The sequence below is a fragment of the Mesorhizobium sp. WSM4312 genome, from assembly GCF_002294875.1.
Taxonomy (GTDB): domain Bacteria; phylum Pseudomonadota; class Alphaproteobacteria; order Rhizobiales; family Rhizobiaceae; genus Mesorhizobium.
Genome location: NZ_NSFU01000013.1, coordinates 171,495 through 195,896 on the forward strand (window position 1 = coordinate 171,495; position 24,402 = coordinate 195,896).

Genomic DNA, 24,402 nt, shown 5'->3' on the forward strand with positions numbered 1-24,402 from the left:
CACCCAAAGCCCGGCAGCAGGGGTCGGAACTCGCGGCGGCGATCAAATCCTGCCGCTCGGCCTTCATCGCCATCGCGCTGTTCAGCGGTGTTCTCAATGTGCTGATGCTGTCCAGTTCGATCTATATGCTCGAGGTCTATGATCGCGTGCTGCCGAGCCGCAGCGTGCCGACGCTGATCGGCCTCAGCCTGCTTGTGGCCGTCCTCTATGCGGGGCAAGGCGTGCTCGATTTCATCCGCGGTCGCATCCTGGTGCGCATCGGCGGCGCGCTCGACGAGGCGCTGGGCGCTCGTGTCTATTCCAGCGTCCTCAAGCTGCCGCTCAAGGTCGGGCGCAACGGTGACACCATGCAGCCGGTGCGCGATCTCGACAGCGTGCGGACCTTCCTGTCGGGCTCCGGGCCGACCGCGCTGTTCGATCTGCCGTGGCTGCCACTCTATCTGGCCATCATCTTCATGTTCCACGTGCTTCTTGGCGTGACGGCCCTGATCGGCGCGATCGTGCTCGTGCTGTTGACCATCTTCGCCGAGCGGCTGACGCGCAAGCCGGTCACATCGGGCACCCAGACCGGCATCGTCCGCAACGGCCTGACCACGACCGGCAACCGCAACGCGGAAGTCATCGCGGCCCTCGGCATGGGCGGCCGGATGGCGAAACGATGGGAAGAGGCCAACCGCGACTACCTCGCCGAGCAGCGCAGCGTCAGCGACATCGCCGGAGGCTTCGGCGCCGTGTCCAAGGTGCTGCGCATGCTCTTGCAGTCGGCCATGCTCGGCCTCGGCGCCTGGCTGGTGATCGACCAGCAGGCGACCGCGGGCATCATCATCACCGCCTCCATCCTGAGCGGCAGGGCGTTGGCGCCCGTCGATCTGGTCATCGCCAACTGGAAAGGTTTCGTGACGGCGCGGCAGGGCTGGCAACGGCTGACCAGGATTCTCGCCGCATTGCCGGCCGATGCCGAGCCGATGGCCATGCCGGCGCCGAGCCGCCACGTTTTCATGCAAAACGCCAGCGTCGCCGCGCCCGGCACGCCGCGGCTCCTGGTGCAGGACGCCAGCTTTGCGCTGGAAGCGGGACATGCCGTCGGCATTATCGGCCAGAGCGGTTCGGGCAAGTCGACGCTGGTCAGGGCGCTCGTCGGCGCCTGGCCGTCCGCCGCCGGCAGGATCAGGCTCGACGGCGCCGACCTCGACCAGTGGTCGCCGGAGGACCGCGGCAAGTTCATCGGTTATCTGCCGCAGGACGTCGAACTGTTTGCCGGCTCGATCGCCGAGAACATCGCGCGTTTCGAGCCCGACGCCGATCCCGCATTGGTGATCGCAGCCGCCAGGGCAGCCGGCGCGCATGATCTCATCGTCGGTTTCCGCGACGGGTACGAGACGCAGATCGGCGAACTCGGCGAGGCCGTCTCGGCCGGCCAGCGCCAGCGCATCGCGCTGGCCCGCGCGCTCTATCGCGATCCGTTCCTGGTGGTGCTCGACGAACCCAATTCCAACCTCGACGCCGAAGGCGAGCAGGCGTTGTTCCAGGCGATCGTTTCGGTGCGGCAGCGTGGCGGCATCGTCGTGCTCGTGGCCCACCGGCCAAGCGCGCTCGGCACGGTCGATTTCATCCTCGCCATGAACCAGGGCCGCGTCCAGGCGTTCGGCCTCAAGGACGAGGTTCTGGCCAAGCTGTTTCCGCGGCCGCAACCGGCTGTGGCCACCGTGCCGCACCTCAGGCTCGCCACCGAAGGGCCGGCGCCATCGCCCGGCGTGGCGGCGGCGGGCGAGTGAGAGGCGCAACGATGCAAGGCACCTCTCACCAATCCATCCGGCACTACATGCGTTTGGGCCTCATTGCGGTCGCGCTGCTGGTCGGCGGCGTCGGTGGCTGGGCCTCGCTGACGCGGATTTCGGGAGCGGTCATCGCCTCCGGGGTCCTCGTCGTCGATTCCCACGTCAAGGATGTGCAGCATTCGACCGGAGGCATCGTCGGCGAGATCGCGGCGCGTGACGGCGACCGGGTCAAGCGCGGAGCGCTGCTCGTGCGCCTCGACCCGACCGTGCCGGCGGCCAACCTTGCCGTCGTCACCAAGGCGCTTGACCAGCTGTCGGCACGCGAGGCGCGCCTCGAGGCCGAGCGCCGGGGTTCCGACACCATCGTCTTTCCGCAAGAGCTTCTCGATCGCCGCGGCGATCCGGCGATCGCCGAGATGATGGCCGGCGAGCAACAGGTTTTCGAGACAAGGCGTGCGGGTCGTTCCGGCCAGAAGAGCCAGCTGCAGGAGCGCATTCAGCAGCTGCAGAAGGAGATTGGCGGCGACACGGCGCAGGTCGAAGCCAAGTCGCAGGAAATCACGCTCGTCGAGGAGGAACTGGCCAGCATACGCGCACTGTGGAAGAAGCGGCTGATCTCGATCGATCGCCTGACCGCCATGGAGCGCGAGTCGGCTCGGCTCGACGGCGAGCGCGGCCAGCTGACTGCGGCCCTGGCACAGGCCCAGGGCAAGATCGCCGAGATCAATTTGCAGATCCTCCAGATCGACCTCGAACTCGGCACCGACGTCAACAAGGATTTGCGCGAGATCGACGGCAAGGTCGGCGAGCTGACGGAACGCAAGATCGCCGCCGAGGACCAGCTCAGGCGCATCGACATCCGCGCGCCGCAGGACGGCGTCGTGCAGCAGTCCATCGCCCACACCATCGGCGGCGTGATCACCCCTGGCCAGACGATCATGCAGATCGTGCCCGACAGCGACAGCCTGACGGTCGAGGCCAAGATCGCGCCGAGCGACATCGACCAGCTCTGGGTCGGCCAGCCGGCGGCGCTGCGCTTCTCGGCCTTCAACCAGCGCACCACGCCGCAAATCAACGGCACGGTCGAACTGACCTCACCGGACACGACGACCGACCAGCGCACCGGCATCAGCTACTACACCGTTCGCATCGCGACCACGCATGCCGAGGTGGCACGCCTCGGCGAGGTCAGGCTGGTTCCCGGCATGCCGGTCGAATCCTTCATCAAGACCGCGGACCGGACCGTGATCTCCTATCTCGTCAAACCGCTGCAGGATCAGATCAGCCGCGCCTTCAGGGAATGAGGGAACTGCAATTGCGGGGCAGGCCTCGGCCTGCGCACGATGATCGGTCTTTTCATACACAGACGGCAGGGCTGCTGGTGATCGTGCCACGGCTGGCGGGGCCAGCGCACGGCGTCGTGAACAAAATGTGTAACCAAAATCGGGGCCGTCCGTTTATGATGCGACGGAGGCCATGCGATGTCGCGCACCTACGATCTTGCGTCCGATGTTATCCGGCGTGTCTATGAAAGGCGCATTGACGCGCCGGCGATCCTCGATTCCGCCAGCGAATTTCCGAACGCGGCGAAATTCACCGGCGCCTGGCGCGACATACGCGACGAAGCGCTTGGCGTGCGTCTGGGCAAGGTCCCGCGCTTCCATGACATCATGCCGGAGCAGGCCGATATCTCGGCCAATGACGGTCTCGACTGGCGCATGTTCGTGCTCAAGGCCTATGACATGGCGGTGCCGGAGAACCTGGCGCGCATGCCGGTGCTCAGCCGCTTGCTCGCCGAATGCCCGGAAGTCAAATCGGCGGCGATCTCGTTCCTGGCGCCGCGCAAGCACATACCCAGCCATCGCGGGCCGTTCCGCGGCATCATGCGGTTTCACCTAGGCCTGGTCATCCCGCGCCAGGCCGATGGCCGCCCGGCAACCATCATGATGATCGACCATCAGGAAAGACGGATCAGCGACGGCGAAGGCATGCTGTGGGACGACACCTATCCGCACGAGGTGATAAACAATGCCGATGAAGCGCGCATAGCCCTGCTCTTGGATGTCTGGCGCCCGGGCATGCCCTGGGACATGGAAATGCTGTCCCGGATGATCGTGCGCGGCGTGCAGGCGGGCATGCGCCGCCGGGGCGTGTCGTTCAGCGGCTGAAACGGCGAGGGCGCCAGCGCGCCTCGACACCTGTCTTGACCCTATCAAGCCGCCTTCACTGCCTCAGGACAGGCGGGCCGGTTCGGCCTATGCCGATACCGCCGCGTCAGCATATCGCGGCAGGGAAGGACAAACCGAAGTGACATCGATGCCGGTTGCCAGGCGCGAAGCGGCGCCCTTGCCTGTCGCGGCGCTGATGGGGGCCATGGTGTCGATCCAGATCGGCGCCACCTTCGCCAAAACCCTGTTCCCGCAAATCGGCGCGCAAGGCACGACGACGCTGCGGCTGGTGATCGGCGCGCTGATGCTGATCGCGGTGCTGCGGCCCTGGCAGATGCGGCCGACGCGCGCCACCTTGCCGTGGCTGGTCGCCTATGGGGTGACGCTCTGCGCGCTCAACCTGCTGTTTTATGCAGCCCTTGCCAGGATCCCGCTCGGCGTCGCCGTGGCGCTGGAATTTTCCGGGCCGCTGCTGGTGGCGACGCTGGCTTCGCGGCGCGCCAGCGACTTCGCCTGGATCGCGCTTGCGCTGGCCGGCATCATCCTGTTGTCGCCCTTCATCCACTCCTTGCAGCCGCTCGATCCGACCGGGGTGATGCTGGCGCTGGCGGCCGGCGGCTTCTGGGCACTCTATATCGTGCTGGCGCAGAAGGCGGGTGCGGCGCTTGGCACCCGCACCACCGCCTATGGCATGGCGATCGCCGCCGTGCTGGTGCTGCCCTTCGGCGTGGCGCAGGCGGGAACGGGGCTGCTGGCGCCGTCGGTCCTGGCCAGCGCGCTGCTCGTCGGCCTGTTTTCCAGCGCGCTGCCTTTCTTCCTGGAGATGGTGGCGCTGACCCGCATGCCAGCCCGCATCTACGGCACGCTGACCTGCCTGGAGCCGGGACTCGGCGCGCTGGCCGGCTTCCTGTTCCTGCACGAAAGCCTGACCCCGCCGCAACTGGCCGGCATCGCCGCCGTCATTGTCGCTGCCGCCGGGACGGCGCTGACCTCGAAGCCGCCGGTGCCGTCGCCGGAATAGAGGTGGATGCCAGACCGCATGGCGACGTCAATTTGGCGCGAGCCGGCGGCCTGTTGTCGTCAGAACTTGACGCTGAGGCTTGCCTTGGCGCCGTTGTCGACGGCGCCGCCGCCGAACTGCCCGGAATAGGACAGGCCGAGCGTCGCATCGGGCGACATTCTCATGTCGAAACCGGCTTCGATGACGGCCGCATCCCTGGCGATCGGCACGCCGGCGATGGTGAAGGCGTCGCCGCCGGCGAAGGCGAAGCTCGAGGTCGGCGTGACGTCGCCAAAAGCGTGACGCCAGCCGAGGATGCCGCGCGCGGTGGCATTGACGCCGCCAAGCGCAAAATCGCTCGAGCCGCGCAGGCCGAGCGTGGTGAAGGTGGCGTTGGTGCTCGCGCCGGCGCTGGTCAAGGCCGCCGCACCGCCGGTTTCGCTGAAGCCGTCAGTGTGCAGGCTGACATAGGCGAGGTTGGCGAAGGGTTCGAACTTGAAGCTGCCGGCATCAGCTTTGTAGGCGAGTTCGCCGAACATCTGCGCGGTGCCGGCGTCGTAGTCGGCCGAGAGCGCATCCGTGAAGCCGTTGAAGGCGAGGGAGCGTCTGGTCGAGAGGCTGCTCCAGCTGTAGGCGGCACCGGTGCGGAAGGCGATGGCGCCCCAATTGGTGCCGCCATAGAGGCCGAGATGGTAGCTGTCGCTTTTGCCGGAGGCATTGCGATCATCGGCGTCGAAGGACGAATGGCTGTAGCCGCCGAGAACACCGACGCGCCAGCCGCCGAGCAGTGTGTCAGCGCCGGCCAGCAGGCCGCCGGTCGAACGGTCGAAGGCGGCGGCGTTGCCGTCGGAATCCACCTTGCCCCATGAGCCGAAAGCTTGGCCCCAGACAGCGAAGCGATCGGTGTCGGCGGCCACCATTTCCGGTCCGCCCTCGCCATAGGCCATGACCGGCAGTGGTGCCGCGCCGGCATCGCCGAAGGCAGCATCGATGCGGTTGGTGGCGGCGTCGCGGAGGAAACGGCTGTCTTCCAGCAGCATGCCCTTGGCCGAGGCATGGATCTCGCCCGAGAGCTGGTCGAAGGCGTCCTGGGCGGCCGCCGCCGTCGGCAGCAGCAGGATGGCATCGAAGAGCGGATTGCCGGCGCCAAGGCTGTCGGCGCCGCCGCCGGTGGCGATCTGGTTGGGCGTCAGGCCTGCACTGGCAAAGCTTGCCTTGGCCAGGTTGAGATAGACATTGTTCGCGTCATAGGTGAGCGTCGGCGCAATGAAGATCGAGCTGCTGCCTTCAAAACTGACCTTGTCGAAGGCGCCGGTGACACCGCCTGCCGCCGTGACGATCGTATAGGTCGTGCCGGTCGCATAATCCGGATAGGGGGTGACGTCGACCGTGCCGCCGCCGATCGTCACCGTACCGGTGGCGCTGATCCGATCGGATGTGCCGCCGCTTTCGACTTCAACCGCATAAATCGAACCCGCCGAGAAGGTTGTGTTGCTGACATTGATCGTGCCGATCGAATTTCCCGGTGCAAAGGTGCCGCCCGAAGCAATGGTCACATTGCCTGCCGTGCCCGACCCGCCAAGCAGGCCGCCGGTGACATTGATCGCGCCGCCGAGCGAGCCGTTGACATAGAGGCCGCCGCCGAGAACGTTCGTCGTCCCGGTGAAGCCGGAGGAATTGCCGGTCAACTTGGTGTTGCCGGCGATCTGGTTGATCGTCCCCAGTCCGCTGATCGCCGAAGCGAAGCCATTGTTCGTGCTGGTATGGTTGAAATTGAGCGTGCCGGTGCCGGCGCCGAACTGGATGCTCGCCGCATTGAGCGTGCCCGCGGCCGCTGCCGGCGATCCACTCGCTGCACCGATGTTCAGCGTGCCGACGGAGCCCGCCAGGACGGCGATGTTGACCGCGCCGCCGGCCGACACGGCGCCGCCATCCGCGACCGTCAGCGTGCCTGTGCCACCGGCGCCGACGTCGAGATCTCCGCTATTGGTCCATGTCGAGCCGGTGCCGCTGACGTTGGCCATACCGATCGACCCGCCAGAAAAGCCCAGATAGCCATCGGAGTTGGCGGCCTTGCCGCCGTTCGAGACGGTCAATGAGCCCGTACCACGCTGACCGACGAGAAGGAGGTTGCTGCTGGTCCAGGTTGAGCCCGCGCCGCTGACTGCGGCCGTCCCCGTGGACCCGGCCTCAAAAGCCAGATAGCCGGCAGAGCTGGTGACCGTACCGCCGTTTGAGATCGCCAGCGTGCCGGTGCCGTTTTCGCCGAGATAGAGGGAAGAATTGTTGGTCCAGACCGAGCCGACGCCGTCGACCGTCACGGCGCCGATGGCGCCCGCGGCGGAACCTACAGTGCTCACCAGGTTGACGACGCTGCCGCCATTCGAGATCGTCAACTTGCCAGTACCGAAATAGCCGACGCGCAGGTCCGAGAAATTGGTCCAGCTCGAAGTCGGTCCATCAACCGTGACGGTGCCCACGGACCCCACGTCGTAGCCCACGGAGCCAGTCTGGTTGCTGACGGCGCCGCCATTGGTGATATCGAGCGTGCCGGTTCCTGATTGGCCGACAATGAGTTTGCCGGTATTCGCCCAGTTCGAACCCACGCCATCCACCGTCGCGGTTCCGCTGGAGCCCTGATAGTAACCCAAAATGCCGTCTACGTCGCCGAGGGCACCCCCTCCTGACACGGAAACGGTGCCTGCTCCGCCAACGCCCACAGTAAAGCCGCCGACGTTCATCCAGGTCGAGCCGATACCATCGACAGTCGCCTTACTCGAAGAATCCACCGAACCGCTACCTGCGCTTACGACGCCGCCATTCGTGATTGCCAATGTGGAGATCGAACCGGCGCCGACCTGTAGATAGCCGCTGTTGGACCAACTCGAACCCGCACCATCTACGATACCGGTACCTACGCCGGCACCGTACCCAAGCACGGCATTGACATCGCTGACACTGCCTCCATTTGTAATGTTCAACGTGCCGGAACCATCAAGCCCGACCTGCACATCGCCGCTATTGGTCCAGGTCGAACCCGCGCCATCGACGAATGCCATGCCGGTCGAGCCTGCTTTCGCGCCAATGATCCCCGCGCCATTGCTGACCGTGCCGCCATTCGAAATCGTCAACGTGCCCGTGCCGGCGTCGCCGACAAACAGGCTCGACGCGATGCTCCAGATCGAACCTATGCCATCGACCGTCGCCGTGCCGGTCGAGCCCGCTATGGCACCGACAAAGCCGATGTTGCTGCTGACGAGACCGCCGTTCTGGATGTTCAGTATGCCAGTGCCGCCATTTCCAACGTAGAGGCCGTTCGTGTCGCTCCAGGTCGATCCGCTACCGGTGACCGTAAGGGTGCCGCTCGAATCGGCATTGATGCCGAGGTAACCCGACATGGCGCTCACTGCGCCGCCGTTCTGGATCGTCAGCGCGCCGGCACCGTAATTGCCGATGGAGAGAAGGCCGGAATTGGTCCAGTGCGAGCCCGCACCGTCCACCGTCGCGGCGGCGGCCGGGCTGAAATTGTCACCGATATAGCCGTTGGTATTGCTCACCGTGCCACCGTTCTGGACCGTCAGCGTGCCGGCGCCGCTCCAGCCGACATAAAGCTCGCCGGAATTGGTCCAGGACGAGCCGGCGCCGGCGACTGTCACGCTGCCGGTCGAACCGGATTTGGCGCCGATCTGGCCGTTGGCGCTGCTCACCACGCCGCCGCTCTGGATCGTCAGCGTGCCGGCGCCGCCCCAGCCGACAAGTAGATTGCCGGAATTGGTCCAGGACGAGCCGACGCCGGTGACAGTCGCTGAGCCACTGGAACCGGCCTGCTCACCAATCGAACCGAGGGAGTTGCTTACTGCGCCGCCGTTGGAGATGGTCAGAGTGCCGACGCCGGCATGGCCGATGAAGAGCGACGAACTGTTTGTCCAGGTCGAACCCGCACCATCGACCGTCACCGCGCCGTTGGAGCCCGCATGCCAGCCGATAGTGCCTACGGCATTGCTGACCGCGCCGCCCTTGGTGATGTTCAGCGTGCCCGTGCCATGTTCGGCGATGTACAGGTCGCCGCTGTTGGTCCAGGTCGAGCCGATCCCGTCGACGGTCGCGGTGCCGGTGCCGCCGGAGCCGACATGACCCACCGTGTCGCTGACCGCGCCGCCGTTGGAGATCGACAAGGTGCCGGTGCTGCCCGGACTGGCGGCAAGGAAGAGGTCCGAACTGTTGTTCCAGGCCGAGCCTGCTCCCGTAACGGTCACGACCCCGTTCGCGTCCGTAAGGTAGCCTACAAAGCCGGCACTGCTGGCGAGCGTGCCGCCGCTTTTGATCGTCAGCGAGCCTGTGTAGCTCGCAATGGTGCCAAGAAGGAGATTATGCGCGGCCGCATTTGCCCCGTCTATCACGGTCGGATTCGGAAACTTCGGATTGAGCACGACGTCGTCACCCGAGGTGGGAACAGCGCTGTTTTTCCAGTTTCCGGCGGTGAACCAGTCCGTGGAGGCAGCGCCGGTCCATATCGCGTCTGCCGAGGCAGTGATTGGCTGGCCGAGACAGACCAGCGCGGTCGACGTCAGCGCCAGATACTTCAACGCCTTCGCCTTGCGGCTTGCAAATTCGTGTTGCGGCATTCAATCCCCTGATATGGCAGTCGTTTCGCCCTGGCGCTGACATGTCATCGGCGGCAGGCTGTTGTCTTGGGCAGGGCCGCACCGGAATTGGACTGGAGCGAGGTGCGGTGGCTTTTCCCTGCACTGTGATGGTTTGGCATCATCGGTCGCTTCGGGCGCGGCTGAAGGACCGACCGCCGCCCCGGAAGGGGATCATGTCGCCCGTCCGCAGCGGAACCATCCGAATCTATCGCACGCTCGTTGGCGTGTGGCCGAAACGGCGGCGGAAACAGCGGTTAAAGTAGGACACGTCGCTGAAGCCGTTTATCAGCGCAATTTCGCTGACGCGCATGGCGTCATTGTGCCTTTGCGAGAGCATCTTGCGTGCTCCCTGCAAGCGCTGTTCGAGAACACGTTCGGAAAAGCTGACGCCTGTCTCCTGGAGCAGATCCTGGACATAGCGCGCCGACAGCCCGAGTTCCTTCGCGACGCCTTGCGCGGAGATGCCGGGGTTGGCGAAATTGTCGGTGATCTTGGCCAGGATTGCCTGCAGTCTCGCCGCCCGCAGGCCGCGCAGGCCGGCCAGTTCGGCAGCCTCGCCCTTCGCGCCGGTCACCAGCCCGATCAGGTCGACGATCGTTTCCGTAGCATGTGTTATGAGATCGGGCGAGGCGAGAGGGGGGCCGGTCTCGAGCAATTGGCAATAGCGTTTGAGGAAATCGAGAGCTTCGTTTTCGGCGCCGATCTTCAACGCCAGCCTGTCATCGATCTGCGGGAAGGCCCGGGTGAGGACTGCGCGTGGCACGACCACGTTCGTCCACACATTCCAGTCGGCGCCGGTCATTTTCAGCGCTTCCGCCGCGGTGACCAGGACGGCTTCCCCCTGACCGACGCCGTATTCACGGCCGGCCTGCGCCCCGCTCAGCACGGTGTCGGCCTTGTTGATCAGCAGCAGGTAGCCGTCATTGCCGTCATCGGCGATGTTGCTCGCCTTCCGCGTCGCCTGCCGGATCGTTCCGGCCATCTGGCCAAGCACGAGCGATCCGACGGCGGTGGCTTCGATCGCGGCCTGGAAAGGCAGTTTTTCCGATATGCCGTATTCGACCGACCAGATCTCGGCGACATGGATATCCTGCCAGAGGGAAAAACGGTCGCTTTCGCCAAGATGCGGCGGCAAGTCGGTCGATGAGAACACCGTCTTTCTTGACAAGGAAGCGCCCCCGCTAAACCCGCAGTCTCAAAAAAATCGAACGCGGCGCTTTCCATTCCAGGAATAACCAGCGACATAGGTCGCCAAGCGTTCAACGGATCGAATTGGACCTTTAGTCGAGCTCAATCACGCTTGGCGTCACCCGAAAGTATGACGCCAGCAAAATCGTCCAGACGCGGTCGGCGTCCTTGCACCGACCCGCCGTCCAAAATTGCTGGTTTCATCTTTTGCCCACCATCCATCATGGGAGGGGCGGGCATGCCGGGGTGTAGGAGAAACGGTGGAAAGGCTGAGCAGCGAAGTCCTTTATTCGATTGTCGGCGATATCTACGACTGCGTGTTGAACCCCGACGGGTGGACTGGGGTAATGGTCCGCATCACCGAAGCCATGGATGCGGCCTATGCCACCATCGCGCTTGCCAGCACCGCCGGCAATCACGGCCGCTTCGCGGCCCAATCACCGTGGGATCCGGAGCGGATGCGCGTGCTCCAGGAGGATTATGACTTTGACGCGATTCCCGGGCTGAAGGCCGCGGTCGTCGGCGATATCGACACGCCCGTCGCCACACTGTCGCATATGAGCGAAGCCGACCTCCAGCGGACGCCCTTTTTTCAGAACTGGGCCAAACCGCAGGGATTGCGTGAGGGCTGCATCACCAAATTCGTTCATACGCCGGACCGGATCGGGCTCATGGGTTGCACCACGCGGGCAAGCAGGGGGGTGATTTCGGCCGAGGAGCAGCGCTTCCTGGCAATGCTCTCGCCGCATCTGCGCCGTGCGTCGCTGATCGGCGATCTGCTCGATCAGGCCCGCATGGCCGCCAATCTCTATCGCGCGGCGCTTGACCATCTCGCCGTGCCGGTCGTTCTGACCGGCGCCAACGGCACGATCCTCCATGCCAATGGAGCCGCCGAGCTGATGCTGTCGGGACACGGTCCCATTCTTTCCAGGAACGGTGTACTGCAGACGGAGAATGCGGCGGTTGCCCGCGCCTTGCTGGAAGCGATCGCCGGCGCCGCGGACGCGGATGGCTCGCTTGGGTCACGCGGCATCGGTCTGCCCATTTCGGCCCCGGGCCAGCCGCCCGCCGTCGCCTATGTGCTGCCGCTGAGCGAAGGCACCGCGCGCGCGGCTTTCCGGCCCGCCTGTGCCGCTGTCTTCGTCTCGACCACGACGTCCTCTTCGCCACTGCCGGAGGCCGTCCTGACCACGCTGTTCGATCTCACGCCGGCGGAGGCGCGGGTACTGCTGCGCATCGGCAGCGGGTTGTCCGCGTCCAGAAGCGCGTTGTCGCTCGGCATCGGCGAGAACACGCTGAAGACCCACCTCAACCGCATCTTCGCCAAGACCGGCACGCGCCGCCAGGCCGATCTGGTCAAACTCATTGCGGATATTGGCACGCCCGTCGCGGCTCCCGGATCATAGTGCGGGCCGCCTGAGGCTGCCAATCTCCGCCTCGCCGAGGAATCAGCGATTTCCTGACGCGCCGATCGGCCGCGGCTGATCGGCCACAGCGATCGGGAAAGCGCGGCGGCGCATTCCAGGGCAATTCCAGTGCGATCCAGCCCAAGACGTCAGGCGCGGGACAATGCAACACCGGCGCGTCGCCGAACGCCCCGCGCACGTGCCGCGCGGGGAAACGCCATTCGCCGTCACATCGGCCTTCGCCAATCGGCGCCATCAGCTCCCCATTGGACTTCGCCGGGACACCACCCATATTGAGTCCATGGAGCGTTGAGCGTGTCCTTCGCGCGGGTGGCCTTTCTTGCCGTGGCTTTTGTCGCCGCGGCTGCGTTTTCTCCCTTCGCCTCGGCTGGGAGCGAGAAGGTTGCGCTGAGCGTCGCCATTGACGGCGCCATCGGGCCGGCGAGCACCAGGCAACTCGAGGAAGCGCTCGATGTCGCCGCCAAGCGGGACGCCGCAGTCCTCATCCTGCAACTCGATACGCCGGGCGGGCTGGTCACCTCGATGCGCGAGATGATCGCCGACATCCTGGCCTCGCCGGTGCCCGTCATCGGCTATGTCGCGCCGGCCGGAGGCCATGCGGCGAGTGCCGGCACCTATATCCTCTACGCCACCCATATCGCGGCGATGGCGCCCGGCACCAATCTCGGCGCGGCGACACCGGTCGAGATCGGCGGGCTGCCGTCGCTGCCGGGCGGCGACAATGGCGACCAGAAGAACCAGGGCGACCAGAAGAACCGGGGCGACCAAAAGGGTGAGGACGGCCGGCCGGCGGGCGACGCGATGATGGCCAAGGTGACCAATGACGCGGTCGCCCTGATCCGCTCGCTCGCCGAACTGCGCGGGCGCAATGGCGACTGGGGCGAGAAGGCGGTGCGCGAGGCGGCAAGCCTGTCGGCCAATGCGGCGCTGCAGCAGCATGTCATCGACTTCGTCGCCCACGACACCACCGAGCTGTTGCAACTGGCCGATGGGCGCACCGTCGACGTGGCCGGCAAAAAAGTGGTGCTGGCGACCAAGGGGCTGCCGGTCGAGACGCTGGAGCCCGGCTGGTTCATCCAGCTTCTTTCGGTCATCACCGATCCGAACATCGCGGTCATCCTGATGCTGGTCGGAGTCTATGGCATCGTCTTCGAGTTCACCAGTCCCGGCGCGGTCGCGCCCGGCGTCATCGGCACCATCTGCCTGGTGCTCGGGCTCTATGCGCTCAACCTCCTGCCGATCAACTATACCGGCCTTGCGCTGATGCTGCTCGGCATCGCCTTCCTCATCATCGAGGCCCTCAATTCCACCGTCTTGCTTGGGGTCAGCGGCGTGGCCGCCTTTCTTTTCGGCGCCGCCATGCTGCTGAGGGTGGAGGGGCCGGGCTTTGCCATGTCATGGGCCGTCATCGGCCCCGCCGCCGCGCTGACGCTTGGGCTGGCGCTGCTGACCGGCACCTATGTCTGGGCGGCACGCAAGAACCCGCCGCGCGTCGGCGGCGAGGCGATGCGCGGCCTGCCGGTCGAGATCCTCGACTGGCAGGGCGGCGAGGGCCATGTGCTGGCTTTGGGCGAGCGCTGGCGGGCAAGGGCGGACGAACCGATCGCAGCGGGCGACAGCGTCGAGGTCACCGAGATAAGCGACCTCGTGCTGACCGTGCGGCGGCGCGATGCGGCAAGGAATGGAGCAAGACAATGATGGTTGGTTATGTGGCCTATCTGGTCGTTGCGCTGGTCGTGATCATGTTCCTGTCGGCGGCTGTCCGTATCCTCAGGGAATATCAGCGCGGCGTGGTCTTCACGCTTGGCCGCTTCACCGGGGTCAAGGGTCCTGGCCTCATCATCCTCGTCCCCTTCGTGCAGCAGATGGTGAAGGTCGACCTGCGCGTGGTGGTGCAGGATGTGCCGCCGCAGGACGTGATTTCGCGCGACAACGTCTCGGTGAAGGTGAACGCGGTGCTCTATTTCCGCATCGTCGACGCCGAGCGCGCGATCATCCAGGTCGCGGACTACATGGCCGCCACCAACCAGCTGGCGCAGACCACCCTGCGCTCGGTGCTCGGCAAGCACGAGCTCGACGAGATGCTGGCCGAGCGCGACAAGCTCAACAGCGACATCCAGGAGATCCTCGACCAGCGCACCGACGCCTGGGGAATCAAGGTCTCGAATGTCGAGATCAAGCATGTCGACCTGAACGAGAGCATGATCCGCGCCATCGCCAAGCAGGCCGAGGCCGAGCGGCTGCGGCGCGCCAAGGTGATCAATGCCGATGGCGAGCAGCAGGCGGCGGCGAAACTGGTCGAGGCGGGCCGGATGCTGGCGGCCGAGCCGCAGGCCATGCAACTGCGCTATTTCGAGGCCCTGCACGACATTGCCGGCGAGCGCTCGTCGACGGTGGTATTCCCGCTGCCGGTGGATCTGCTCAGCCAGTTCATGAAGGGGCAGGGGAAGTGAGGCATTGACGCTGCCGGTCTCTTCCCTCGTCGGCAGAGTCAATCGGCCTCGCCGCCCGAACCCTTGCCGCATTCTGCCAGCCCCTTGCCGATCGCGGCTCCGGAGCCTTTCAGCGGAAAGCTCGCCGTGCCGTATTTGTCGGCGGAAACCGTCACCTCACCCTTGCCGCGCAAGAGCGCCAGCAGTGGGTCGGAAGGGCCGGACAGGTCTGCCGTGAAGTAATTGTACATCGCCTCCAGCACGAGCGTTTTGGTCACGCTCTTGCCGCCGGCCTTGAAGCTGAAGGTGCCCTTGGTGCCGGGCTCGATCTTGTCCGCCCGCGGCGCCCAGATCATAGCTCAGCACCGGCCTGTCGAAGCAGGCCAGCATCAGATGCGCATCGCCCTTCGGCCCGCCGCAGACCGACGCCATCAGCACGCTGCCGCCTTCGTCCTCCTCCATCCGGGCGGACCAGTCGCAAGGTGCGGCATGGGTGAAAGGGGTGGCTACAAGTGCCAGTGCGACGATTGCCAGCGCGCTTTTCATTATCGGTCCCCGCCGTGGCGGGGGCATCTTATAGAGATTGGTGAAAACCGGCGAGCTGCCAATCTCCCCTGAGTGGATCGCTTATCTGCTCTTGGCCGGCTCGAACAGTTCCACCAGATTGCCGGAAGGGTCGACCAGCAAGATCTGCGAGCCGCCTGGCCCCGTCACGATTTCATTGCGGAAGTTGAGGCCCGCAGTGCGCAACCGGGCGACCTCCGCCGCCAGGTCCTCGACGATCAGATGAATGCGGTTCCAACCTCCGGGTCCCGGCCGTTCACCGTCGGGCATCGGTCTGCCCGCCGAGCTGGTCGGACCGCTCAAAAGCAGGCGAAGCGCTCCGCGTCTGACGTCCGCGAACGCCGGCGCATGGTTCGAAAGTTGCTCAAACCCCAGATGCTGCGTGTACCAGGCCACGGCGTCATCGACGTCGCTGACCATATAGCGGACATTGACAGTCGCGGACGCGGACATGGTCCTGCCTCTCTTTTTTCACGACGAAGCCAGGCTACCGCCAAGCTGCTTCATTCTTCTGCTCATAATCCTGGAACGCCTTGATCAATCCGCCCAGAACCTCCGCCGACGTCTCGAACATCGCCTTGAACTGGGGCTCATCGACCTTTGCGACATCTTCCCGCAGGTGGTCCTGAATCTCCTTGAATGCCTTCTGCATCTTCTGTGTGTGGTGCCGCGGATCGCGGTCAGCTGCGCTTGCCATTGTCCTTCTCCATTTCGTGGAGTCCTCCGTCACAAAACGCGGGCGATAGCGCTCGGGTTCCGCCTGCGGCGTTGCTGGCGAAGGCGATTGCACTAGGTATTTACGACAATCCGATCGCCGACGATTGCAAGGAGATAAACCGATGACCGATGACGCAACCGCGATCCGCCACGTGGTCGAGACCTGGATGGCGGCGAGCCGGAATGGCGATCTGGAGACCGTGCTTGGCCTGATGACGGACGATGTCGTCTTCATGGTTCCCGGCAAGGAGCCCTTCGGCAAGGAAGCCTTCGCCGCCACCTCCAGGAGCATGGGCGAGACCAAGATCGATGGTGACAGCGAGATCGTTGAGCTCAAACTGCTCGGCGACTGGGCCTATATACGCAACCGCATCGATATGACGGCGACACCGCCCGGCGGCGAGCCGGTGCATCGGTCGGGCTATACGCTGACGTTGCTGCGCAAGGAGAATGACGGCCGCTGGCGGCTGGCGCGGGATGCAAATTTGCTCGCGGCGAAAGGGTAGGGCGCGACCGCCGGAAGTGCCTATCTCCCCTTTTTTGGGGTGTGTGCACCGCGTTCGATCGCCGGCGCGAACGCCCGCTACGTCGCCCTTACCTTCGCCAGGGTGGCTCCGGCGAAAATCGCTTACCGATCCAGTCGGCGAAGGCGCGGGTCTTGGCGGCTTGTCCCTTGGCCGAGGGCACGACGACATAGACCGCGCCTTCATCGGCCAGCGTCCACTCCTCCAGGACAGGCACCAGCCGTCCGTCGGCGAGTTCGCGTCCGATCAGCCAGTCGGTGCTCATCATCAGGCCGAGGCCCTGCACGGCGGCCTCGACCAGCACCTCGGCATCGTCGCTGACCAACGGCCCGGAAACCTCGACGCGTGCGCGCCGGCCCTCGTGGTCGGTCATCTCCCAGGCCGGAAAGGTCTGGAAGCCGCTGAAGCCCAGGCAGGAATGTTCGAGCAGCGCCTGCGGCGTCCGCGGCCTGCCTCTTCGGGCGAGATAGGCGGGGGCGGCGCAAAGCAGCCGGCGCCGCGTCGCCACCTTGCGTGCCACCAGGCGCGAATCCTCCAGCGCGCCGAGCCGCACGGCGACGTCGAAATTCTCGGCGACCAGATCGGCGAAGCGGTTGGAGAATTCGGCCTCGATGCGGATATCGGGAAATTCGGCAAGGAATTGCGGCAGCAGCGGTCCGATCCACATGCGCCCGAACGTGCCAGGCAGCGCCAGCCTGAGCAGGCCGCGCGGGCTGCCTCCGGCATGCGCCGACGCGGCGGCCTCGGCCTCGTCGACGGAGGCGAGGATGGCGCGCACGCGCACCAGGAATTCGGCACCGGCTTCGGTCAGCGACACGCTGCGTGTCGTGCGATGCAGCAGCCTGACCCCCAGCCGCTCCTCCAGCGATTGCAGGCGCCGCGACAGGATGGTCGCGTCGCGCCCGACACGCGCCGCCGCCCTGGTGAAGGAGCGCGCCTCGGCGATGGCCGCGAAGGCCGCCATTTCGGCAAGGGCCGCCGGTTCATGAGATTGCTGCATGTTTCGCATTACTCAAATGCAAAATGGAACGATTATCCAGGAATAGCGCAACAGATAGGTTCACTCAACCATCGATCGTCTCACCGGAGTGAAACCATGAAAGCCATCGAACTGAGCCAACCCAGGCTCGACGCCTTCCGCGCCGCCACCGTCGCCACCCCCGAACCGCAGCGCGGCGAGGTGCTGATCCGCCAGCGTGCGGCAAGCCTCAATTTCGTCGATGTCGCGGTGGCGAGCGGCAATTATCCGGGCTCGAGCTTTCCGCTCATCCCGGTCGCCGACGGCGCCGGCGAGATCGTCGCGCTGGGCGAGGGCGTTACGAGTTTCAGCACCGGCGATCGCGTCGTCGCCCATGCCAAGCCGCGCTGGATCGGCGGCCGGCCGCGGCCCTACGAGATGACGCAGATGCGCGGCATCTCGCTGCCGGGGTCGCTGGCCGAATATGTCGCGCTGCCGGCCAATTCGCTCGTGCCGGTCCCGGCGCATCTCTCCTTCGAGGCGGCGTCGACAGTGCCGATCGCCGGCACCACGGCATGGAATGCCATCCGCGCCGCCAATGTCGGGCCGGGCTCGGTCGTCGTGCTGCTCGGCACCGGCGGCGTCTCGATCTTCACCCTGCAGCTTGCCAAGGCGGCCGGCGCCACCGTCATCATCACCTCGTCGTCGGACGAGAAGCTGGAACGGGCTAAGGCGCTGGGCGCCGATCATCTCATCAACTACCGCGCGACGTCGGACTGGGACGGCAAGGTGCTTGAGCTGACGGGCGGGCTCGGCGCCGACCTCGTCGTCGAGACCGGCGGCACCGCCACCTTCGCCCGCGCCGTCAACGCCACCGCGCCCGGCGGCACGCTGTTCACCATCGGTTTCGTCACCGGCGCCGAGGCCACGATCAACCTGCTGCCGATCATCATCAAGGCGCTGAAGGTGATCGGCAACAACACCGGGTCGGTGTCCGACCTTCGCGACGCCGCCCGCGCCATCGGCGCCGCGGGGATCAAGCCGGTCGTCGACAAGGTGTTTTCACCTGACGAGGCGACCGAGGCCTACGCCCACATGGCCGCCGGCGGCCTGCACTTCGGCAAGCTGGTGTTCGGGCTGGAGTGGTAGGGGCGAAAGTGACCGAGCGCGTAATCTCCACCGCAAAAGGAGATTACGCGCTCCATTTCAGATCAGCTTCTCCAGCGTGATCGGCAAATCGCGTACCCTCTTCCCCGTCGCGTGGAACACCGCATTGGCGATCGCGGGCGCGACACCGACGATGCCGAGCTCACCCACACCCTTGCCGCCGAGCGCCGAGGAGTGCGGGTCGGGAATGCCGACCGAGATCACCTCGATGTCCGGGATGTCGGCATTGGTCGGCACGAGGTAGTCGGCGAGGTTGTTGTTGACGATGCGGCCATGGCGACGATCCATGATGCCTTCTTCCAGCAGCGCCTGGCCGATGCCCATGATGATGCCGCCCTTCCATTGGCTTTCGGCGAGCTTGGGGTTGTAGAGCCGGCCGGAATCCAGCGCCGACACCACGCGCGAGACGCGCACCGTGCCGAAATCCTCGTCGACGCGGATCTCGATGAAATGCGCGCACCAGGAATAGCGCGAATAGTCGCCCTCGGTGTGCGGCAACGCCATGGCGATGGTGGTGTAGTTCTTGTAGCGGTCCTCGGCGGTCGAATTGGCCGGCATGGTGTCGCCGGTCGCCTCGATGCGGTCGCGGCCGACGCTCTTGAGCAGTTCGGCGATCGAGACATCGGGGCCATCGCCGCGCGGCGAGCCGATGCGGCCATTGGCGACAACCAGAGTGTTGGCCTGCAGTGCGTGGAAGGGCGAGCGCGGATCGCTGATGGCGAGCCCCACCAGTTGATCGAGCGCCGAGGTCGCGGCCTTGTGAACAGCACCCGTCATCACGCCGGCCAGGCGCGAGCCGCCGCTGACGCCGGCGCGGGCAAAGCGGGAGTCGCCGAGCTTCACCACCACATCGTCGGCCGGCACGCCGAGCGTCTCGGCGGCGGTCTGCGCCAGGATGGTGTAGGTGCCCTGGCCCATGTCGATCGAGGAGCTTTCGACCTCGACCGAGCCGTCGGCCAGGATGCGCACGACGGCCTCGCCATAGGCGCGCCGCACCGGATAGGTGCCGGCGGCGACGCCCCAGCCGATCAGCTGGTTGCCGTCGCGCATCGAGCGCGGTTTCGGCGAGCGCCTGGACCAGCCGAAGCGTTCGGCGCCTGCGGCAAAAGCCTCGCGCAACTGCCTGGTCGACCAGGCCTTTTTCGCGTGCGGATCCTGTTCGGCATAGTTGCGCAGGCGGATTTCCAATGGATCGATGCCGACCTCATAGGCGAGCTCGTCGATGGCGCTTTCGATGCCGAAGGCCGAGGGATTTTCGCCCGGCGCGCGCATGGCGCCCGGCACCACGGAATTGACCCGCACGACATTCTGCTTCGAGGAGAAATTCGGCGTCGCGTACATGATCGAGGTGACCGAACCCAGCGGCTCGACCCACATGCCGTCGATGGACGTTTCATTGACGCCGCGATGCACGATCGACTGGATCACGCCGTCGCGGTCGGCGCCGATGGTCACGGTCTGGCGCGTCGCGGCGCGGCCGCCATAGCCGGTAAAGGTCTGCGGCCGCGTCATCACCAGCTTCACCGGGCGGCCGATCATTTTGGCGGCACTTGCCGCCACCGCACCGTGGCTCAGCGCCAGCGCCTTGGAGCCGAAGCCGCCGCCAATATAGGGCGAGACCAGCCGCACATTCTCGAACGGCACTTCGAACCATTCGGCATAGGTGCGGGCCATGCCGTCGAGCCACTGGCTCGGCTCCCACACGGTCAGACGATCACCTTCCCAGCGCGCAATCAGGCCATGCGGCTCCATCGGCGCCTGGTATTCGCGCGGCGTGTTGTAGGCGGCGCAGATGCGCACCGGCGCGGCGGCGAAGGCGGCGGGCGCATCGCCCCATTCCTTGGTCATGGCGTCGATCGCAATGCCGTCACCGGCCTTGCCGTCGCTGAGGTCGACGATGGAAGGCGTCTCGTCGTAGCTGACGTTGACCAGGGCCGCCGCGGCGACCGCCTGCTCGAAGGTTTCGGCGACAACCGCCGCGACATGCTGGCCCGAGAAGGTGATGTCGCGGGCCAGCGGGCAATAGGGCTTGTCCGGCGGCGGCGTGCCGAGCCAGTCCGACGCGGTCCTCAGGCTGATGATGGTATCCGGCGTCAGCACTCGCAGCACGCCGGGCGAGGCTTCAGCGCTTGCCGTGTCGATCGCGCGTACCTTGCCCGAGGCGATCGTGCTTTCGACCAGCACGGCGTAAGCCAGTCCTTCGAGCTGCTGTTCGACCGCGTATTTCGCGGCACCGGTGATCTTGGCCGGGCCGTCGACGCGCGACAGCCGGCCGCCGACGGCCTCCGCCAGTGTGCCGTCGGAGGCGTCGCCCCGTTTCGATTCACCAACTCTGATGTTGTGAACGGTCATGCCGTCTCTCCCAATTTGAGGATGGCGCGCGCGACAACGCGCGGCGCGAGCTCGATCTTGTAATGGTTGGCGCCATGGTCGACGGCACCTTCGACGGCGAGCAGGCTGGCGGCACGGACGGTTTCCGGCTCCAGCACCTTCCCCTTCAGGGCGTCTTCCACGGCACGGACGCGCCAGGGCCTGGTCGCGACGCCGCCGAGCGCGACGCGCAGATCGCGGATGGTGCGGCCATCTGCTTCGAATTCGATGCCGACAGCGGCACTCGCGGCGGCGAATTCATAGGATTGCCGGTCGCGGATCTTCAGATAGGTCGAGCGGCGGGCTGCCGCGGAGGCAGGGATTGCGATTGCGGTGATCATCTCGCCCGGCTCGATCGCGTGTTCCCTGTCGGGCGTGGTGCCGGGCAGCAGGAAGAAGTCATCCACCAGAAGCTTGCGCTCGCCCAGATGAACTGTTGCGTCGAAGGCGACCAAGGCGGTGGCGAGGTCGCCGGGATACATGGCGATACAGGCCTCGCTGGTGCCGAGCACCGCGTGTCCCCTGGTGACTCCGCCGATGGCCGAACAGCCGCTGCCTGATACACGCTTGTTGCAGGCGGCAAAATTCACGGGATCGCGGAAATAGGGGCAGCGCGTGCGCTGCATCAGATTGCCGCCGATGGTCGCCATGTTGCGGATCTGCGCCGACGCCGCCTGCCACAGCGCTTCCGAGATGGCGGGGAAGCGGCTCTTGATGTCGGCATGGTCGGCGACATGGCCCATTCTGGCGAGCGCGCCGATGGTGGCGCCGCGCTCGTCGACCGCGATCCGGTCGAGCCCCTTGAGATGGGTGATGTCGACCAGCGTGTCGGGCTCGGCGACGCCGCATTTGGCGAGGTCGATCAGCGTGGTGCCGCCGGCCAGCAGCATGGCGCCGGGCAGGGCGGCCGCCTGGCGTGCGGCGTCAGTCGAAGTGGCGCGCAGGTATGAAAAATCCCTCATGATGCGAACTCCTGGGCTGCCTGGCGGACGGCGGCAACGATGTGCGGATAGGCGCCGCAGCGGCAGAGATTGCCGGCCATGTATTCGCGGATTTCCTCGTCGGAGCCGGCATGGCCCTCGCGGATGCAGGCCACCGCCGACATGATCTGGCCGGGCGTGCAATAGCCGCACTGGAAGGCGTCCCGTTCGAGGAAGGCAGCCTGCACGGGATGCAGTTCGCCCTCCCGTGCAAGCCCCTCTATGGTGGTGATGGCGCGGCCCTCGGCTTGCGCGGCCAGCGTCAGACAAGCCAGCACGCGCTCGCCGTCTATGTGCACGGTGCAGGCGCCGCACTGGCCATGGTCGCAGCCCTTCTTGGTGCCGGTCAGGCCGAGCCGCTCGCGCAGAGCATCGAGCAGCGTCACGCGCGGCTCAATCTGCAATTCGTGGTGCCGGCCGTTGATGTCGAGATGGACGGGGATTTTCGTCATGGGCGTCTGGCTCCAGTTGCTTGACGCTGAGGGGAATGATCTGGTGTCGGGGCGGGGGAGGGCAAGGGCGTCTTCGTCAATCCCCGGCTGGCAGGGGAGCTGTGGCTTGCGGCTTTGAAAGACGTGACATACCCGTTCCCCTTCTTATATGATGAAGGCACTCCACTAAAGCGGAGGTGCCTCCGTTTATTACGTGGGGGCTGACCCGGCCGGGTTCAAGCCCCTGACACAATGTGGAGAAAAAATTGGCCGTCGAGCCGTCCGCGATCGCCGAAACGAAGACCGCCACGGAGGAAAAGCCGCTGCGCGCGGATGCCCGGCGCAACCGCGACCGGCTGGTCGAGGTGGCGGCTTCGGTGTTTGCCGAGCGCGGCATCGATGCCTCGCTGGAGGAGATCGCGCGTCGCGCCGGCGTCGGCATCGGCACGCTCTACCGGCATTTCCCGACGCGCGAGCATCTGGTCGAGGTGGTCTACCGCCGCGAGGTCGAGGCGCTGTGCGCCGCCGCCGGCGAGCTTGCCGCGAAACATCCCTCCGATGTCGCGCTGGAAGAATGGATGCGGCGCTTCGTCGACTACATCGCCACCAAGCGTGGCCTGGCGACCAGCCTGCGCATCCTGCTGACAACCAATTCCACCCTGTTCTCCGACACGTCGGGGCGGGTCTCGCAGGCCTTGCGCCAACTGGTCGAGGCGGCGGTGGCCGACGGCACCATCCGTGGCGACGTCGATGCCTCCGACGTGCTGCACGCGCTGTCGGGCATCTACTCAGCGCCCGATACGCCAGAGTGGCGCGACCGCTCGCGGCGGCTGGTCAAGCTGTTGATGGACGGGCTGCGGTTCGGGGCGGGGAAGGGCTGACATCGTGGACGACCTCAGCTTGTTGCTGACTGGTTCGTCAGCGGGGAGGACACCAGCCTGGCAGCCGCCAACAGTCTGGAAGCGTTGCTCGACGCGGCCTATCCCGATGATGAGCTTGTTCAAGATGTGGTCATAGACCTTGCGAGCTACAGACCCGGCGGCGGCCCGTTTCTCTTCGATAAGCTGGAGATTCAACGGCGCTTGCATCGCCTTCGCGATTATCTTTCGCGCCGCACCTAAAGAGATCTAGAGCGAAGCGGGACGCAGGGCTTGCAACCAAATGCGAGCGGTTGTTAAAATCCTCACATTTCAAGGGATGCACAGGCCAACGCATGACGGCTCGCAAGGCGCAAAGGACGGCACGGCTTATCGATCTGCTGTCGCAGCGGCGGGTTATCCATCTCAGCGAAGCGGCAGCGCTGCTCGGCGTTTCCGAGATGACGGTGCGGCGTGACATCGCCACCAACCAGGGGCAGATCGCCTATCTCGGCGGGCACATATTGGCGGCGGCCGAGATCGAGGCCGATATTCCCTATGAACTGGCGACCGCGGCCGACAGCCATGCGGCGGCCAAGCGCGAAGCCTGTGTGCATGCGGTGCGCAAGATACGGCCCGACGAGACGATCTTCATCGACTGCGGCACGACGCTGATCCATCTGATCGATCTCATTCCCGACAATTATCAAATAACGGCAATATGTTACGCCATGAATATCGCGGAACGCCTGAGCCGCAAGCCCAATGTCACCATCATCATGCTGGGTGGTGTCTATCATCCGGCCTCGGCGTCTTTCTCGGGCACGCATGATTTCGACATTCTGAACAGCGTCGGCATCAACGCAGCCTTCCTGTCGGCCGCCGGCGTCGACGCCAAGCGCGGCGCCACCTGCGAGCATTTCCACGAAGCGGTGGTGAAGCAGAAGGTGATGAGCCTGGCGCGCGAAAATTATCTGGTCATCGACTCGAGCAAGATCGGCAAGCTCAAGCGGGCCTTTTTTTCGGCCATGGACGGCTTCGACGCCATCATCACCGAACATGGCGAGGTCGGGCCGGATTCATTCCTGCCGCAGGCCGTTTGACATTTTACTGGTCTGATGGAAAAGTCACAAAAAAAGTAAGAGAAGTCTCAAAAGGGACTCGACGGGGGTAGGGGACGCGTCAACGGGAGGAA

20 protein-coding genes are annotated in these 24,402 nt (G+C 65.5%); 11 read left to right on the forward strand and 9 right to left on the reverse strand.

What is annotated here, in order from left to right; genetic code table 11:
* Positions 1-41: 41 nt before the first annotated feature.
* From CK228_RS22970 to CK228_RS22985, 4 genes are all read left to right on the forward strand, one after another.
* Positions 42-1,775, forward strand: coding sequence for a type I secretion system permease/ATPase (locus CK228_RS22970; protein ID WP_142885590.1), 1,734 nt, complete (start codon positions 42-44; stop codon positions 1,773-1,775).
* A gap of 11 nt (positions 1,776-1,786) precedes the next feature.
* Positions 1,787-3,082 (forward strand): HlyD family type I secretion periplasmic adaptor subunit, encoded by a 1,296-nt coding sequence (locus CK228_RS22975; RefSeq protein WP_095775203.1) that lies wholly within the window; start codon positions 1,787-1,789, stop codon positions 3,080-3,082.
* A gap of 177 nt (positions 3,083-3,259) precedes the next feature.
* Positions 3,260-3,946 carry an aspartyl/asparaginyl beta-hydroxylase domain-containing protein gene (locus tag CK228_RS22980; RefSeq protein WP_095775161.1) on the forward strand — a complete coding sequence of 229 codons (687 nt, stop codon included), beginning with the start codon at positions 3,260-3,262 and terminating at the stop codon, positions 3,944-3,946.
* 139 nt (positions 3,947-4,085) lie between these two features.
* The gene (locus CK228_RS22985; RefSeq protein ID WP_095789343.1) at positions 4,086-4,967 is read left to right on the forward strand and encodes a DMT family transporter; all 882 of its coding nucleotides are present in this window, start codon (positions 4,086-4,088) and stop codon (positions 4,965-4,967) included.
* 59 nt (positions 4,968-5,026) lie between these two features.
* Here the strand turns inward: CK228_RS22985 and CK228_RS22990 are convergent, their stop codons facing one another.
* Together CK228_RS22990 and CK228_RS22995 are read right to left on the reverse strand one after the other, a co-directional pair.
* Positions 5,027-9,571, reverse strand: coding sequence for an autotransporter outer membrane beta-barrel domain-containing protein (locus CK228_RS22990; RefSeq protein WP_095789344.1), 4,545 nt, complete (start codon positions 9,569-9,571; stop codon positions 5,027-5,029).
* 226 nt (positions 9,572-9,797) lie between these two features.
* Positions 9,798-10,760 (reverse strand): AraC family transcriptional regulator, encoded by a 963-nt coding sequence (locus CK228_RS22995; RefSeq protein ID WP_095789345.1) that lies wholly within the window; start codon positions 10,758-10,760, stop codon positions 9,798-9,800.
* Positions 10,761-11,040: 280 nt separating this feature from the next.
* On the opposite strand from CK228_RS22995, the gene CK228_RS23000 reads away from it, so the two are divergent.
* The 3 genes from CK228_RS23000 to CK228_RS23010 all read left to right on the forward strand — a co-directional run bounded on the left by CK228_RS23000 (position 11,041) and on the right by CK228_RS23010 (position 14,660).
* Complete coding sequence (locus tag CK228_RS23000; protein ID WP_095789346.1) at positions 11,041-12,186, forward strand: helix-turn-helix transcriptional regulator; 1,146 nt, start codon at positions 11,041-11,043, stop codon at positions 12,184-12,186.
* A gap of 315 nt (positions 12,187-12,501) precedes the next feature.
* Positions 12,502-13,905, forward strand: a complete 1,404-nt coding sequence (locus CK228_RS23005) for a nodulation protein NfeD (RefSeq protein WP_095789375.1) — start codon at positions 12,502-12,504, stop codon at positions 13,903-13,905.
* Positions 13,902-14,660, forward strand: coding sequence for a slipin family protein (locus CK228_RS23010; RefSeq protein ID WP_095775166.1), 759 nt, complete (start codon positions 13,902-13,904; stop codon positions 14,658-14,660). The genes CK228_RS23005 and CK228_RS23010 overlap by 4 nt, the downstream gene beginning before the upstream one ends.
* Before the next feature lie 38 nt (positions 14,661-14,698).
* Here the strand turns inward: CK228_RS23010 and CK228_RS23015 are convergent, their stop codons facing one another.
* From CK228_RS23015 to CK228_RS23025, 3 genes are all read right to left on the reverse strand, one after another.
* A complete protein-coding gene (locus CK228_RS23015) occupies positions 14,699-14,995 on the reverse strand; it encodes a hypothetical protein (protein WP_245438098.1) in 297 nt (98 codons plus the stop codon).
* A 271-nt stretch (positions 14,996-15,266) separates the two neighbouring features.
* The gene (locus CK228_RS23020; protein ID WP_095775167.1) at positions 15,267-15,656 is read right to left on the reverse strand and encodes a VOC family protein; all 390 of its coding nucleotides are present in this window, start codon (positions 15,654-15,656) and stop codon (positions 15,267-15,269) included.
* 34 nt (positions 15,657-15,690) lie between these two features.
* A complete protein-coding gene (locus CK228_RS23025; protein ID WP_095775168.1) occupies positions 15,691-15,900 on the reverse strand; it encodes a hypothetical protein in 210 nt (69 codons plus the stop codon).
* Between the two features lie 142 nt (positions 15,901-16,042).
* On the opposite strand from CK228_RS23025, the gene CK228_RS23030 reads away from it, so the two are divergent.
* A complete protein-coding gene (locus tag CK228_RS23030) occupies positions 16,043-16,426 on the forward strand; it encodes an SgcJ/EcaC family oxidoreductase (protein ID WP_095775169.1) in 384 nt (127 codons plus the stop codon).
* Between the two features lie 88 nt (positions 16,427-16,514).
* Here CK228_RS23030 and CK228_RS23035 read toward each other — a convergent pair whose 3' ends face one another.
* On the reverse strand, positions 16,515-17,444 hold the full coding sequence (locus CK228_RS23035) for a LysR family transcriptional regulator (protein ID WP_095775170.1): 930 nt from the start codon (positions 17,442-17,444) through the stop codon (positions 16,515-16,517).
* 96 nt (positions 17,445-17,540) lie between these two features.
* Between CK228_RS23035 and CK228_RS23040 the strand changes: the two genes are divergently transcribed.
* A complete protein-coding gene (locus CK228_RS23040) occupies positions 17,541-18,551 on the forward strand; it encodes an NAD(P)-dependent alcohol dehydrogenase (protein ID WP_095789347.1) in 1,011 nt (336 codons plus the stop codon).
* A 57-nt stretch (positions 18,552-18,608) separates the two neighbouring features.
* Here the strand turns inward: CK228_RS23040 and CK228_RS23045 are convergent, their stop codons facing one another.
* Genes CK228_RS23045 through CK228_RS23055 form a run of 3 tightly spaced genes read right to left on the reverse strand, consistent with a single transcriptional unit; the run spans position 18,609 to position 22,371 of the window.
* A complete protein-coding gene (locus tag CK228_RS23045; protein WP_095789348.1) occupies positions 18,609-20,921 on the reverse strand; it encodes a xanthine dehydrogenase family protein molybdopterin-binding subunit in 2,313 nt (770 codons plus the stop codon).
* Complete coding sequence (locus CK228_RS23050) at positions 20,918-21,901, reverse strand: xanthine dehydrogenase family protein subunit M (protein WP_095789349.1); 984 nt, start codon at positions 21,899-21,901, stop codon at positions 20,918-20,920. The genes CK228_RS23045 and CK228_RS23050 overlap by 4 nt, the downstream gene beginning before the upstream one ends.
* Complete coding sequence (locus CK228_RS23055; protein WP_095789350.1) at positions 21,898-22,371, reverse strand: (2Fe-2S)-binding protein; 474 nt, start codon at positions 22,369-22,371, stop codon at positions 21,898-21,900. Before CK228_RS23055 ends, CK228_RS23050 begins: the two co-directional genes overlap by 4 nt.
* Positions 22,372-22,616: 245 nt before the next feature.
* Between CK228_RS23055 and CK228_RS23060 the strand changes: the two genes are divergently transcribed.
* Entirely contained in the window at positions 22,617-23,231 is a 615-nt protein-coding gene (locus CK228_RS23060; protein ID WP_095789376.1) for a TetR/AcrR family transcriptional regulator, read from the forward strand.
* A 332-nt stretch (positions 23,232-23,563) separates the two neighbouring features.
* On the forward strand, positions 23,564-24,310 hold the full coding sequence (locus CK228_RS23065) for a DeoR/GlpR family DNA-binding transcription regulator (RefSeq protein WP_095789351.1): 747 nt from the start codon (positions 23,564-23,566) through the stop codon (positions 24,308-24,310).
* Positions 24,311-24,402: the final 92 nt, after the last annotated feature.

Excerpts from the sequence above, each read along its gene's own strand:
- CK228_RS22975 (WP_095775203.1), top strand. The coding sequence starts at position 1,787 with ATGCAAGGCACCTCTCACCAATCCATCCGGCACTACATGCGTTTGGGC.
- CK228_RS22980 (WP_095775161.1), top strand. The coding sequence starts at position 3,260 with ATGTCGCGCACCTACGATCTTGCGTCCGATGTTATCCGGCGTGTCTAT.
- CK228_RS22990 (WP_095789344.1), bottom strand. The coding sequence starts at position 9,571 with ATGCCGCAACACGAATTTGCAAGCCGCAAGGCGAAGGCGTTGAAGTAT.
- CK228_RS23010 (WP_095775166.1), top strand. The coding sequence starts at position 13,902 with ATGATGGTTGGTTATGTGGCCTATCTGGTCGTTGCGCTGGTCGTGATC.
- CK228_RS23015 (WP_245438098.1), bottom strand. The coding sequence starts at position 14,995 with ATGATCTGGGCGCCGCGGGCGGACAAGATCGAGCCCGGCACCAAGGGC.
- CK228_RS23020 (WP_095775167.1), bottom strand. The coding sequence starts at position 15,656 with ATGTCCGCGTCCGCGACTGTCAATGTCCGCTATATGGTCAGCGACGTC.
- CK228_RS23025 (WP_095775168.1), bottom strand. The coding sequence starts at position 15,900 with ATGGCAAGCGCAGCTGACCGCGATCCGCGGCACCACACACAGAAGATG.
- CK228_RS23030 (WP_095775169.1), top strand. The coding sequence starts at position 16,043 with ATGACCGATGACGCAACCGCGATCCGCCACGTGGTCGAGACCTGGATG.
- CK228_RS23035 (WP_095775170.1), bottom strand. The coding sequence starts at position 17,444 with ATGCAGCAATCTCATGAACCGGCGGCCCTTGCCGAAATGGCGGCCTTC.
- CK228_RS23040 (WP_095789347.1), top strand. The coding sequence starts at position 17,541 with ATGAAAGCCATCGAACTGAGCCAACCCAGGCTCGACGCCTTCCGCGCC.
- CK228_RS23045 (WP_095789348.1), bottom strand. The coding sequence starts at position 20,921 with ATGACCGTTCACAACATCAGAGTTGGTGAATCGAAACGGGGCGACGCC.
- CK228_RS23050 (WP_095789349.1), bottom strand. The coding sequence starts at position 21,901 with ATGAGGGATTTTTCATACCTGCGCGCCACTTCGACTGACGCCGCACGC.
- CK228_RS23055 (WP_095789350.1), bottom strand. The coding sequence starts at position 22,371 with ATGACGAAAATCCCCGTCCATCTCGACATCAACGGCCGGCACCACGAA.
- CK228_RS23065 (WP_095789351.1), top strand. The coding sequence starts at position 23,564 with ATGACGGCTCGCAAGGCGCAAAGGACGGCACGGCTTATCGATCTGCTG.